Below are 12,952 nucleotides of genomic sequence, written 5' to 3'. Positions count from 1 at the left end.
TGAAAAGAATTTCTGAAACAGATCAGCTTTTTATTAAATCTTGGATTCTTATAGCAAAACCCCCGCATACAATTCTGAAAATGATGCTTTTTCCGCATATCTGTTCCTTCCTGATTTCCTCTTTCTACAATATATGCAAAAAGACAGCCGATGTGCGGATTGCTCCGTATCTGCTGTCTCTTATATTGCCAGGGATCATCTTACGCACTCAGCGCCTTTATGATCTGCCTGTTGCATTTTATTCAATTGTCTTACTGGCGCATTGCGATCAGTTTATGGATCGGATGTCCCTGCCCGGAAAATTTCTCCTCGTACTCAGTCATAACATTCCCTCTGCTGAGTGTCGGATCATTGTGAAGATCATAGGTCTTCGCCAGAAGTACCCAGCCTGCCAACTCCACCTGCTCCAGTGAAAAATCAAACAGCTCTCTGTTGTCTGTCTTAAATTCAACGACTCCGTCAAAGGCAAGGATCTTGTCATACCGCTCAAAAAACTGCTTGGAAGTAAGTCTGCGCTTTGCATGACGTGCTTTCGGCCACGGATCTGAAAAATTCAGATAAATCTTGTCAATCTCTCCGACAGCAAAAACCTCCGGCAGATTTGTCGCATCCATACAGATAAAACGAATATTGTTGACATCCTTGTATTCCTCGTCATTGTCAAAGCGTTCCAGCGCCCGAAGCAGTACGCTTGAATAACGTTCGATACCGATATAGTTGATGGATGGATTCTCCTTTGCAAGTGTCAGAAGAAACTGTCCTTTTCCCATCCCGATCTCAATATGGATCGGATTCTCCGGATTCTGAAAAGTCTCTTTCCAGGTGCCGCGATATCTGGTCTCATTTTTAATTACAAGGGGATGAGCTGTCAGATAAGCATCTGCTCCCGGTACATTTCTTAACCTCATATATCTTTCTCTTCCTTTAGTGAAAATATGTATAACCTTATTTATTTTATACTATTCTGAAATATTTGAAAACCCAAAAATACATTTTATAAGTTTTGTACAGAATATTCTTATGATATTCTCTTATTTTTTAGTAGAATTTTCTAATTTAAAGTAGTAGAATATGTATGCATTATTAAAAATGTATAAATAATTTTTAAGAAAGGAGTCGGACAATGGATCATATTGTTAAAAAGCTCTCCGAAATCGAACACGCAGCCGAAGCTGTTGTGGAACACGCGGAACTGGAGAAATCAGAACTGGAAGAACGCATTCAAAATGAACGCAATCAATTCGACAAACAACTTGAAGATCACACCCAAAAGGAGCTGAACGATATCCACAAAGGATTAAACCGTCAGATGGATGAGATTCTTGCAAGGCAGAACCGTAAGAACCAGACAGCGATCGAAGAACTTAAAAAAGATTTTGAAGAGAAGCATACGGCATATGCCGAGAAAATTGTCAGACGTATCATAGAGGGATAGCATATGGGAAATTTACTTGCATACAGTGGCATCGTAACAAAAGTACGCGCCATGCAGGCGAAACTGCTCACTGATGAAGATTTCCAGAACATCGCCGCATTTCATACAGTAACCGAAGTTGCTGCTTATCTCAAAGAACATCCCGGATATCGGAATGTCCTTGCAGATATGGACGAAAACCGTCTTCACCGCGGTGAGATTGAGAAGCTTCTTGTGCAGTCACTTTACAGTGATTATACACGCCTGTACCGTTTTTCCGGAATGGATCAGAAAAAATTCCTGGAGCTTTATCTGAAGCGCTACGAGATGAATCTGATCAACTATTGTCTGCGTATTGTATTCAACCACTATCAGAAGCCTTTTGATCTGGATCATAAGAAAATATTCTTCGACAAATATTCGGATCTCTCCATCGATAAACTGATCACTTCGGGGAATATCGGTGAGCTGGTGGAAAATTTAAAGGGCACAGAATACTATGCGCCGTTAAAACGTCTGGAAAATGTGGAGAACCCTACCCTTTTTGATTACGATCTGGCACTGAATCTGTACTATTTTACAACCATGTGGAAGAAACGCAAAAAGATTCTGAAGCATAAGGAACTGGAAATTTTCACCAGAGATGCCGGAGCAAAGATCGACCTGCTGAACCTGCAGTGGATCTACCGTGCAAAAAAATATTACAACATGCTTCCGCCGGATATTTCCACACTGCTGATCCCGATACACTACCGGATTCATGTAGATCAGCTGAAGGATCTTGTAGAAGCACCGTCTGTCGATGAATTTTTAAAGCTGGTTACCAGAACGCCTTATCTGCGTCACACCGATACTCAGACACCAGCGTCCATCGAAACGATTTACAAAGACTGCCTGTACCGTCTCTACCTGGCAGACAGAAGAAGTAACCCTTATTCCATCGCAACCGTGAATACCTATCTTTTTCTGAAAGAGGAGGAGCTTGATAAGCTTACAACTGTGCTCGAATGTGTTCGCTACGGACTTCCTGCACGTGAGACATTAACTTATATAGGAGGAACAGCGAAATGATTGTTAAGATGAAGTTCCTGAGCATTACCGGACCACGCGCCGACATCGACCGCATGACAAACCGGTATCTTTCCAAATATGAGATGCAGCTTGAAAATGCACTCACGGAGCTCAAGACAGTAGATAATCTGATGCCATTTCTGGAAATGAACCCTTACCGTGATCCACTCGCAAAAGTGACACAGTTTCTGGGATATATGAAAGACATGCCAGCAGAGCCATCCTTTGATCAGAGCGAAGACGAGATCCTTGAGATGATTCGTTCTATCAATCATGACTACATGGATCTGCAGCAGCAAAAAGAAAAACTGAAAAAAAAGAGAGAGAATATCCAGGCACGTATGAAAGTCCTGGAACCTTTTACTTCTCTGGATTTTGACCTGCATGAGATCATGCAGTACAAATACATCCGCACAAGATTTGGAAAAATCAATGTGGATTATTATCACCGGCTGGAAAAAGCGCTTCTTGAAGACATTGATGCATTATTTCTGGAAGGCTCCAGAGATGCCTCTTATGTCTATGGCGTTTATTTTGTATCGGATGCTGATGCAGGAAAGGTCGATTCGATCATGCGGTCTCTCCACTTTGAAAAAGTCGATCTGCTGGAAGACTTTGGCGGAACCCCGCTGGAAGCTTACCGGAGCCTGGATAAAGAAGTCCAGAATCTGACCGATGAAATCCAGGCAGTGAAGGATAAACGTCAGGAGATGTTCCGCAAGAACGCTTCCAGACTACTCGGTGCAAGAATTCAGCTGGAACGTTTTTCCGATAACTTTGATATTCGGAAATTTGCGGCACGAACCGAGACAGACGAGCAGGAAGAATACTACATCCTCTGCGGCTGGATGTCCGAAGAAGATGCAAATGCATTTATCAAAGAGGCACAGGGAGATGACAAGGTTTATATCGTAGTAGAAGAGGACCGGGAACAGTATTTTGGAGAACCTCCTACCAAGCTTGAGAATCCAAAGCTTTTCAAACCATTTGAAATGTTCATCAAGATGTACGGACTTCCCAAGAGCGGTGAGATGGATCCGACCATTTTTGTAGGTATCATGTACAGCTTTATCTTCGGTGCCATGTTCGGGGATGTCGGTCAGGGGCTGCTGCTCTTTATCGGCGGTGCGATCCTGTATTTCACAAAGAAAATGAACCTTGCCGGAATCGTATCACTTGCCGGAATCTTCTCCACCTTCTTTGGATTTATGTTTGGAAGTGTGTTTGGATTTGAAGACATTATAGAAGCCAAATGGATCCGACCGATCAATCATATGACCACCTTACCGTTTATCGGAAAACTGAATACCGTATTTATCGTATCGATTGCTTTTGGTATGGGAATCATCCTGATTTCTATGATTTTCCATATTATCAACGGCATTCGTGCCAAAGATACCGAAGCAACCTGGTTTGATGCAAACGGCGTGGCAGGGCTGATATTCTACGGGGCAGCAGTTACCTGCATCGTTCTTTTCATGACAGGTCACTCTCTGCCGGGTGGAATCGTTCTTGCAGTGATGTTCGGAGTACCGCTTCTTCTGATCGCACTGAAAGAGCCGCTGACGAACAAGATCAAAAAGAAAACCGAAAAAATGGAACAAAGCAAAGCAATGTTTGTCACCCAGGCATTCTTTGAATTATTTGAAACCCTGCTCAGCTATTTTTCAAATACGCTTTCCTTTATCCGTATCGGTGCATTCGCAGTCAGCCACGCTTCCATCATGGAGGTTGTATTGATGCTTGCCGGTGCCGAAAGCGGGCATATTAACTGGGTAGTGATCGTACTCGGCAACCTGTTTGTATGTGGATTCGAAGGACTGATCGTTGGAATCCAGGTTCTGAGACTTGTCTATTACGAGATGTTCAGCCGCTTCTACAAAGGCAGCGGCCGCGAATTTAAACCTTATACAGGTACTGCAAAAAATTAGTTTTTCATTTTAGGAGGAAATTATCATGACTTTAGCAACTAAACTTATTCTCATTGCCGCACTGGTTTTAAGCATTTTCATTCCATTCGGATATTACCTGCTCGGAGAAAAAAATAAAGGACGTTATAAATGCGCACTTGCCTTCAATGTTCTTTCTTACTTTGGAACCTTCCTTGTAGCCGGAATCATGCTCTTTGGAAGTGTACCGGTACATGCAGCAGACGCCGCAGCCTCAGGCGCAGGCCTTGCAACCGGTCTTGGTTACATTGCAGCAGCTCTTGTTACCGGTCTTTCCTGCATCGGCGGTGGTATTGCCGTAGCAAGTGCAGCAAGCGCAGCTCTTGGAGCTATCAGCGAGGATTCCAGCGTCCTTGGTAAATCCCTTATCTTCGTAGGTCTTGCAGAAGGTGTATGCCTGTACGGTCTTATCATCTCCTTCATGATCATCAGCAGACTGTAATCATGAAAATGTATCTGATCAGTGACAACGTGGATACTTATACCGGAATGCGGCTTGCCGGCGTGGACGGTGTCGTAGTTCATGAAAAGCAGGAGCTGCGTGATGCGCTGGAAACTGCCATGAACGACAAGTCGATCGGTATCATTCTTCTGACGGAACGCTTTGGAAGAGAATTTCCGGATCTCATCGATGAGATCAAGTTAAAAAGAAAGCTGCCTCTTCTGATTGAAATTCCGGACAGACACGGAACAGGACGTAAAAAGGATTTCATTACCTCATACGTCAATGAAGCGATTGGACTGAAACTTTAACTAGAAAGGCATAGAAGGTGAGACAATGACGCTTGAAGAGAAAATAGCGCATTTACAGGAAACGGTCATGACTGAAGCCCGTTCTGAAGGAAATGCGATCATTGACAATCACAAAAAAGCGCTTGAATCTTTATTTGAAAAGCATAAAAAAGAAGCGACCGCACAGTCTGAGGTCCGTATCAAATCCGAGACCTTAAGAGCCAGAAGGCAGGTAAATCAAGCTGCGGCAAAAGCCGAAACCGAACTGAAACGTGCTCTTGGCAAAACACAAAATGAATTAAAAGTCAGGCTGTTTGATGAAGTAAAGGAGCTTCTTTCTGACTTTACAAAAACAGACGAATATCTGGACTATCTCTGCAGCAAAATCCGCGAAGCCGCACGCTTTGCAGATGGCGAGGAGATGACCATTTATATTTCTCCTTCTGATAAGGAGAAACAGACAGAACTGGAAAAACGTACCGGCATGACGATCACCATCAGTGAATATGATTTTATGGGCGGTATGCGTGCTGTAATCCGAGGCCGTAATATTCTGATCGATCACAGCTTCCAGGCTGCAGTCGATCACGAATATCATCAGTTCAGTTTTGCAGCAGGAGGTGCAGGAATTGAATAAGACAGCAACTATTTATGGAATAAACGGTCCGGTCATCTATCTGAAGGGTGACACCGGATTCATGATGTCGGAAATGGTCTATGTGGGAAAGGAAAAGCTGGTTGGCGAAGTCATTTCCCTGGACAAAGACATCACGACTGTTCAGGTCTATGAAGAAACTTCCGGGCTGAAACCGGGAGAAATCGTGGAGGCTTCCGGAAGCCCGGTATCTGTAACTCTGGCACCTGGAATCCTGAACAATATTTTTGACGGAATCGAACGCCCGCTTGAGCAGATCGCAAATGTAGGCGGCGGTGCATTTATCACCCGCGGCGTCAGCGTTGATTCGCTTGACCGCGACAAATTATGGGATACCCACATCACTGTGGCCGAAGGAGATTACCTTCACGGCGGAGATATTATAGCGGAGGTTCCGGAGACCAGTGCGATCGTACACAAATGCATGGTTCCGCCGGATGTGGAAGGTGAAGTAATCTGCTGCGCGTCGGACGGAGAATACCGGATTGAAGATACACTTGTCACTCTGCGGCTTTCCGACGGAACAGAAAAACAGCTCAACATGATACAGCACTGGCCGATCCGCAAGGCGCGCCCGACAAGCTACCGTTTCCCGGCAAGTGTCCCTCTGATCACCGGACAGCGGATCCTGGATACCATGTTCCCGATCGCAAAGGGTGGAACTGCCGCAATCCCAGGCGGATTCGGTACCGGAAAAACCATGACCCAGCACCAGATCGCCAAATGGTCTGATGCCGATATTATCATCTATATTGGCTGCGGCGAGCGTGGAAATGAAATGACACAGGTGCTGGAAGAGTTTTCAGAGCTTGTGGACCCAAAGAGCGGCAATCCGCTGATGGACAGAACCACTCTGATCGCCAATACCTCCAACATGCCGGTAGCTGCCCGTGAAGCAAGTATTTATACCGGACTTACCCTGGCTGAATATTACCGTGACATGGGTTATGACGTAGCGATCATGGCAGACTCTACTTCCCGCTGGGCGGAAGCCTTACGTGAGCTTTCCGGCCGTCTGGAAGAGATGCCGGCAGAAGAAGGTTTCCCGGCTTACCTTGCCAGCCGTCTGTCTGCTTTCTACGAGCGCGCAGGCATGATGCATAACTTAAATGGCAGTGACGGATCCGTGACCATTATCGGCGCCGTATCGCCTCAGGGAGGCGATTTCTCCGAGCCGGTCACACAGAACACCAAACGTTTCGTCCGCTGCTTCTGGGGTCTGGACAAGAGCCTTGCCTACGCAAGACATTTTCCGGCGATTCACTGGCTGACCAGCTACAGCGAGTATCTGACCGATCTCGCCGCCTGGTACCACGACAATGTATCACCCAAATTCGTTGACTACCGCAACCGCATCATGGCACTTCTGAACCAGGAGAGCAGCCTGATGGAAATCGTAAAGCTGATCGGAAGTGATGTACTTCCGGACGATCAGAAACTGGTTCTGGAAATCGCAAGAGTCATCCGTCTCGGATTTTTGCAGCAGAATGCATTCCACAAGGATGATACCTGTGTCTCTCTGCAGAAGCAGTACAAAATGATGGAAATCATTTTATATTTATACAAACGCTGCCGCGAACTGGTAGCCATGAATATGCCAATGTCTGTCCTCAAGGAGGAAAATATTTTTGAACGTGTCATTGCGATCAAATACGATGTTCCAAATGACAATCTTCAGCTTCTTGACCAGTATCTGGCAGACATTGATGCTTTCCATGACCGCATCATGGAAAAGAACGCGTAAGGAGGGAAAATAAAATGGCAATTGAATATTTAGGCCTCAGCAGCATTAACGGCCCTCTGATCGCGCTGGAAGGCGTTCAGGATGCTTTTTATGATGAAATCGTAGATTTTGTCGTAAACGGCAAAGAACACAAAATGGGACGTATTGTGGAGGTCTACGAGGACAAAGCAATCATCCAGGTATTTGAAGGCACGGAAAATATGTCTCTTAACAATACCCACACCAGACTTACCGGACATCCGATGGAAATCGGTCTGTCCGAAGAAATGCTTGGAAGAACCTTTAACGGAATCGGCGAACCGATCGACGACCTTGGACCGATCACGGTTGAAGAGGTGCGCGATGTCAACGGACTTCCGTTAAATCCAGTCAGACGTGAATACCCTCGTAACTATATCCGCACCGGAATTTCTGCAATTGACGGACTGACCACACTGATCCGTGGACAGAAGCTGCCGATCTTTTCCGGCAACGGTCTTCCGCACGACCAGCTTGCCGCACAGATCGTAAAGCAGGCTTCTCTTGGCGGCAGCACGAATGAGGATTTCGCCATCGTATTCGCCGCAATGGGTGTCAAGCATGACGTAGCTGATTTCTTCCGCAGAACCTTTGAGGAAAGCGGTGTTGCAAACCATGTGGCAATGTTCCTGAACCTTGCCAACGATCCTGTCGTCGAGCGTCTGATCACCCCGAAGGTTGCGTTGACCGCCGCTGAATACCTTGCATTTGAAAAAAATATGCACATTCTGGTCATTCTTACCGATATGACTTCCTTTGCAGAAGCCATGCGTGAGGTTTCTTCTTCCAAAGGAGAAATCCCAAGCCGTAAAGGATATCCGGGATATCTGTACAGTGAACTTGCCACCTTATATGAACGTGCAGGAATCGTAGAAGGAGTAAATGGTTCTGTCACACAGCTCCCGATCCTGACCATGCCAAATGATGACATTACCCACCCGATCCCTGACCTGACCGGTTATATCACCGAAGGACAGATCGTACTTGACCGGAATCTTCACGGACAGGCAATCTACCCGCCGATCAGCGTTCTTCCGTCCCTGTCCCGTCTGATGAAAGACGGTATCGGAAAAGGATATACCCGGGAAGACCACCAGGACCTGGCAAACCAGCTTTTCTCTGCATATGCTAAAGTAGGAGAGGCTCGGAATCTTGCTTCCGTTATCGGAGAAGATGAGCTTTCTCCGATTGACAAGAAATACCTAGAATTCGGAAAGGCATTTGAGGAGCGTTATATCGGCCAGGGACCGAATGAAAACCGTACCATCGAGGAAACCCTGGATCTTGGCTGGGAACTGCTTAGAATCCTTCCAAAAGAAGAACTTGACCGTGTCGATACCAAGATTCTTGACGTATACTACAAAGGCTAAGGAGGGAAGTCTATGGATCCACGTTCATTTCCCACCAAGGGAAATCTGATACTTGCGAAAAATTCACTGACACTTGCCAGACAGGGATATGAGCTGATGGACAAGAAGCGGAACATTCTGATCCGCGAGCTGATGGGCTTAATCGACGAAGCAAAAGATATTCAGGAAGAAATCGATAAAACCTTCACCTATGCCTATCAGTGCCTTCAGAGGGCGAATATCGAGCACGGGATCAGTACAGTAGAAGAACTTGCCTATACAGTTCCGATCGAGGATTCTATCCGCATCCAGACGCGAAGCATTATGGGAACAGAAATCCCGAAAGTGAAATACGAAAAAGAAAATACCAGACCAACCTATGCATTCAGTACTTCCAGAGAATCCATCGATATCGCCCGTGATGCATTCTGCCGTGTTAAAGAGCTGACACTCAAGCTTTCTGAGGTAGAAAATGCAGCGTACCGGCTGGCTTCAAGTATCAAAAAGACACAGAAAAGGGCAAATGCCCTGAAAAATATTACGATTCCGATGTATGACAATCTCGTATATACGATTACAAATGCACTGGAAGAGAAGGAACGGGAAGAATTTACCCGACTGAAAGTGATCAAACGAATGAAAAACAAATAATATTTCTGAAAAAATCATAAAATATAGAAAATATATTGACACTACACCCGTTTTGTTATATAACTTATAGAACAAATAAGATTACAAAAGCAATAGATTTTACAAATCAGGGGGTGAGCATATGACTTTTTGGAAAGTATCCGACACCAGAATGAACTGCCTTATCACAGAAGCAGAGATTGCCGCACTTGGCTACTCACTGGAAGATCTGACACAGGACAGGGAGCGTACCGAAGAATTTTTGAATCTTCTTCTCAAGAAAGGGAAAGAAGTCCTTGGGCTTAACACAGACAATGGAATCCAGGGATTTTACGGTGCATTTCTTCCTGACCGGAGCCTGATGCTGTCGATCTCCTGCCAGGCTGAGAATTCTCTGGAATCCATCCAAAAAGATGGTTCTGAAGCTTCCGGTATGCTGATTGAGCCTGACAGCAGTGAGAAAGAGACCGTTCGCTGGCAGATTCTCTTTCCAAGTCTGGATAATGCAATCGACTTCTGCAAGATCCTTGGATACGGCCAGGCATCAGAAAGCCGTCTGTATAAAGATGACGGTGTCTACTACCTGATGGTAGACTTCCCGAATACAGAAGACGGCAATAAAAAGGCTCAGCGCATCGTATCCGCCGGTGAATTCGGTGGCATGGTCGAAAAAGATGCAATTTCTGAAGCTTATCTGAATGAACATGAAAAATGCCTCCTGAACAAGGATGCAATCAATATTTTATGCAAGATGTAGTAGAAGGGGACTAAAATAGTCCCCTTTTTAGTACACGAAATAAATTTTCCTTTATTTTTCCACATATCCAGTAACTTTCCACAAATGAAATAAACGATTACTTTTACATATGTCTCCATCTGTAGAAACAGATTCTAAAAAAAGAGCACCGTCCCCGATGCTAATTCATCAAAAACAGTGCTGATACTGCGCCTTCAGGGATTCGAACCCTGGACAAATAGATTAAGAGTCTACTGCTCTACCAACTGAGCTAAAAGCGCATACATTATTCGGTTTTCCGTAACGCAAGATTTATTATATAAGACAGCTATAAAAAATGCAAGCTTTTTTTTCATAAATTTTAAAATTTTTTTAAATAGATTTTTTTGCTGAAAAAGAATGTGCCAAGGCACATATAAAAAAGATCATGTGTACCGTCCGAAATTCGAACACATGATCTTTTTCGTGTACCTTTTGGGGTGGTTTTTTCTTATCCTACATAAATTTACTGATATATCCCTGTACAAAGATAAATAATACAATCAGCGGCAGGATATAGCTTACATAAAATTTCGCCCATTTCGGGAATTTCAATCCTTCTCCGGTATCCGCTTCTTTCAGGAAGTTCTTCCATCCCCATCCATAACGGCTTGTACAGAACAGAAGATAGATCAGACTTCCAAGTGGAAGCAGGTTGTTACTTACCAGGAAATCCTCCAGATCCAGTACTCCGGAACCTTTTCCGAACGGCATAAATCCACTCCATACATTAAATCCGAGAACACACGGCATGGAAAGTACCGCCACAACCACGATATTGACGATTACAGCCTTTTTCCGGCTGCATCCGGTCAAATCAATGGCAAAGGATAAAATGTTCTCAAAAACGGCGATTACGGTCGATGCCGCAGCAAAAATCATAAATAAGAAGAATAAGGCTCCCCAGATTCTTCCGCCTGCCATGGAATTAAATACATTCGGAAGTGTGATAAAGATCAGACTCGGACCTTCTCCCGGATCCACCCCATATGCGAAGCATGACGGGAAAATGATCAGACCCGCGATCAAAGCAACAAAGGTATCCAGAAGTGTTACCAGGACTGCTTCTCCTGTAAGACTGCGGGATTTGTCGATATAGCTTCCAAAAATAGCAATTGCACCGATTCCAAGGCTTAATGTGAAGAAAGCCTGTCCCATAGCGGCAAAAATCGTGTCAAATAAGCCATATTCCACGACTTTGTGGAAATCCGGTGCCAGGTAGAAGCGAAGCCCCTCAGAAGCCCCATCAAGCGTTACAGAACGTGCTGCAAGGATCACCATCAATGCAAGCAGAAGCAGCATCATAACCTTTGTGATCTTTTCCACTCCATTTTGAAGCCCCATCCCACAAATTGCAAAACATCCAACAACAACAATGATCATAAAGAAAGTCATTGCTCCAGGTTTTGCAAGCATATCGGAAAAAACACCTGCAACAGCTGCAGTATCCTTTCCCTCAAATTCACCAGTCGCCATTTTAATGAAATACTGGACCATCCAGCCTGCAATTGTTGTGTAGAACATCATCAGCAGATAGTTTCCGGCCATAGCTCCAAACTTATACCAATGCCATTTCGTTCCTTTTGGCTCCAGACGGTCAAAGGAAAGCGCCGCACTTACTTTACTGGCTCTTCCGACAGAAAATTCCATTACCATGATCGGAAGTCCAAGAATCAGTAAAAATGCAAGGTAAATAAGAACAAATGCTGCTCCACCATATTTTCCTACAATATAAGGAAAACGCCAGACATTACCAAGACCGATTGCACATCCTGCAGAAATAAGGATGAATCCGAGTCTTGAAGAAAATTTTTCTCGTTGCATAAAAAATCCTCTCATTCTATTAAATTGTGGATAACTTGCCAAAATGATATTTATCCCCATTTTTCGACAAGTATGTGGATAACTTTTCCCAGAATATCCACAGAGGAATTATACTGAATTATTGGGAAATTGTCCATGATTGTTTATATTTTCATAGGCGAAGGCATCTGATAATTTTAATTTTCCCCTTTTTAGTACACGAAATCGTCAGATGTGTACCTTTTGGGGTGAAAATTTGCATGTATATATATATTAAAGATAACAACAGCTTATTAAAATTCCTTTGTTTATATTAGGAGGGCTGAAAAAGCCCGTGGTTGACGCATTTCGGGGCATATTTTGTGTACGGAAACGGTGGAGGTTGTTTACTTCAGAGGGCAAAGAGGTGTACATATATGGGGGTTGTTGTTTACTTTGCGGGGTTACGCAGTGTACTTGAAGGGTTGGCAATTTTACCTTTTCTGTACACAAGTGTCGAAAAAAATTAAAAAAAGGCTTTACAAGAGGGGGGTTCTTGTATATAATCAACCTAGACGTACCGTTTTGGTACACATTTTTTATCAAAAAAGGTACCTTAATGGTACACGAAAAGAACAATACACACCTTAAACGTACACAAAACGTAAAAAAAGACAGAAACCCCATTTTATGGGGTACTTTTTAGGGGAGGGTGTTCCTTTTTGGTACACAAATCCCCAATATAAAGGGGTTGGTTACCCCGAATGGTACACAATAAGGGATTATATGGGGTGTAGAGGGGATTTTAATACACCTCAAAAGTACACAATAAT

General features: G+C 44.2%; 12 protein-coding genes and 1 tRNA gene. 10 read left to right on the top strand and 3 right to left on the bottom strand.

Annotation, left to right across the window (positions count from 1 at the left end):
• Window positions 1-251: 251 nt before the first annotated feature.
• Window positions 252-908 carry a tRNA (guanosine(46)-N7)-methyltransferase TrmB gene (gene trmB / locus PG766_RS08870; protein ID WP_008371128.1) on the bottom strand — a complete coding sequence of 219 codons (657 nt, stop codon included), beginning with the start codon at window positions 906-908 and terminating at the stop codon, window positions 252-254.
• A 215-nt stretch (window positions 909-1,123) separates the two neighbouring features.
• Here trmB and PG766_RS08865 point away from each other — a divergent pair, with 215 nt between their 5' ends.
• The 10 genes from PG766_RS08865 to PG766_RS08820 all read left to right on the top strand — a co-directional run bounded on the left by PG766_RS08865 (window position 1,124) and on the right by PG766_RS08820 (window position 10,319).
• On the top strand, window positions 1,124-1,435 hold the full coding sequence (locus tag PG766_RS08865) for a hypothetical protein (protein WP_008371126.1): 312 nt from the start codon (window positions 1,124-1,126) through the stop codon (window positions 1,433-1,435).
• A 3-nt stretch (window positions 1,436-1,438) separates the two neighbouring features.
• The gene (locus PG766_RS08860) at window positions 1,439-2,485 is read left to right on the top strand and encodes a V0D/AC39 family V-type ATPase subunit (protein ID WP_270590741.1); all 1,047 of its coding nucleotides are present in this window, start codon (window positions 1,439-1,441) and stop codon (window positions 2,483-2,485) included.
• Window positions 2,482-4,416 carry a V-type ATP synthase subunit I gene (locus PG766_RS08855; RefSeq protein WP_270590740.1) on the top strand — a complete coding sequence of 645 codons (1,935 nt, stop codon included), beginning with the start codon at window positions 2,482-2,484 and terminating at the stop codon, window positions 4,414-4,416. The genes PG766_RS08860 and PG766_RS08855 overlap by 4 nt, the downstream gene beginning before the upstream one ends.
• Window positions 4,417-4,441: 25 nt before the next feature.
• A complete protein-coding gene (locus tag PG766_RS08850; RefSeq protein ID WP_008371120.1) occupies window positions 4,442-4,876 on the top strand; it encodes an ATP synthase subunit C in 435 nt (144 codons plus the stop codon).
• A 2-nt stretch (window positions 4,877-4,878) separates the two neighbouring features.
• Complete coding sequence (locus PG766_RS08845) at window positions 4,879-5,187, top strand: V-type ATP synthase subunit F (protein ID WP_270590739.1); 309 nt, start codon at window positions 4,879-4,881, stop codon at window positions 5,185-5,187.
• A 25-nt stretch (window positions 5,188-5,212) separates the two neighbouring features.
• Window positions 5,213-5,803, top strand: coding sequence for a V-type ATP synthase subunit E (locus tag PG766_RS08840; RefSeq protein WP_117558124.1), 591 nt, complete (start codon window positions 5,213-5,215; stop codon window positions 5,801-5,803).
• Window positions 5,796-7,565: a V-type ATP synthase subunit A gene (locus PG766_RS08835; protein ID WP_117835892.1), complete on the top strand. Its 1,770-nt coding sequence runs from the start codon at window positions 5,796-5,798 to the stop codon at window positions 7,563-7,565. Before PG766_RS08840 ends, PG766_RS08835 begins: the two co-directional genes overlap by 8 nt.
• A gap of 14 nt (window positions 7,566-7,579) precedes the next feature.
• A complete protein-coding gene (locus tag PG766_RS08830; RefSeq protein WP_118218718.1) occupies window positions 7,580-8,953 on the top strand; it encodes a V-type ATP synthase subunit B in 1,374 nt (457 codons plus the stop codon).
• Between the two features lie 12 nt (window positions 8,954-8,965).
• A complete protein-coding gene (locus PG766_RS08825; protein ID WP_008371109.1) occupies window positions 8,966-9,583 on the top strand; it encodes a V-type ATP synthase subunit D in 618 nt (205 codons plus the stop codon).
• 121 nt (window positions 9,584-9,704) lie between these two features.
• Window positions 9,705-10,319, top strand: coding sequence for an adaptor protein MecA (locus PG766_RS08820; protein ID WP_008371107.1), 615 nt, complete (start codon window positions 9,705-9,707; stop codon window positions 10,317-10,319).
• Between the two features lie 187 nt (window positions 10,320-10,506).
• Here the strand turns inward: PG766_RS08820 and PG766_RS08815 are convergent.
• Both PG766_RS08815 and PG766_RS08810 read right to left on the bottom strand, forming a co-directional pair.
• Window positions 10,507-10,579 (bottom strand) — tRNA-Lys (locus PG766_RS08815).
• Window positions 10,580-10,793: 214 nt separating this feature from the next.
• Window positions 10,794-12,161: a sodium-dependent transporter gene (locus PG766_RS08810; protein ID WP_117558132.1), complete on the bottom strand. Its 1,368-nt coding sequence runs from the start codon at window positions 12,159-12,161 to the stop codon at window positions 10,794-10,796.
• Window positions 12,162-12,952: the final 791 nt, after the last annotated feature.

The sequence above is a fragment of the Coprococcus sp. LG101-27 genome (assembly GCF_027695515.1).
Taxonomy (GTDB): Bacteria; Bacillota; Clostridia; order Lachnospirales; family Lachnospiraceae; genus Allocoprococcus; species Allocoprococcus comes.
Note: the sequence above shows the minus strand (reverse complement) of the source record. Positions and strands in the feature narration are given on the sequence as shown.

Excerpts from the sequence above, each read along its gene's own strand:
- trmB (WP_008371128.1), bottom strand. The coding sequence starts at position 908 with ATGAGGTTAAGAAATGTACCGGGAGCAGATGCTTATCTGACAGCTCAT.
- PG766_RS08865 (WP_008371126.1), top strand. The coding sequence starts at position 1,124 with ATGGATCATATTGTTAAAAAGCTCTCCGAAATCGAACACGCAGCCGAA.
- PG766_RS08860 (WP_270590741.1), top strand. The coding sequence starts at position 1,439 with ATGGGAAATTTACTTGCATACAGTGGCATCGTAACAAAAGTACGCGCC.
- PG766_RS08855 (WP_270590740.1), top strand. The coding sequence starts at position 2,482 with ATGATTGTTAAGATGAAGTTCCTGAGCATTACCGGACCACGCGCCGAC.
- PG766_RS08850 (WP_008371120.1), top strand. The coding sequence starts at position 4,442 with ATGACTTTAGCAACTAAACTTATTCTCATTGCCGCACTGGTTTTAAGC.
- PG766_RS08845 (WP_270590739.1), top strand. The coding sequence starts at position 4,879 with ATGAAAATGTATCTGATCAGTGACAACGTGGATACTTATACCGGAATG.
- PG766_RS08840 (WP_117558124.1), top strand. The coding sequence starts at position 5,213 with ATGACGCTTGAAGAGAAAATAGCGCATTTACAGGAAACGGTCATGACT.
- PG766_RS08830 (WP_118218718.1), top strand. The coding sequence starts at position 7,580 with ATGGCAATTGAATATTTAGGCCTCAGCAGCATTAACGGCCCTCTGATC.
- PG766_RS08825 (WP_008371109.1), top strand. The coding sequence starts at position 8,966 with ATGGATCCACGTTCATTTCCCACCAAGGGAAATCTGATACTTGCGAAA.
- PG766_RS08820 (WP_008371107.1), top strand. The coding sequence starts at position 9,705 with ATGACTTTTTGGAAAGTATCCGACACCAGAATGAACTGCCTTATCACA.
- PG766_RS08810 (WP_117558132.1), bottom strand. The coding sequence starts at position 12,161 with ATGCAACGAGAAAAATTTTCTTCAAGACTCGGATTCATCCTTATTTCT.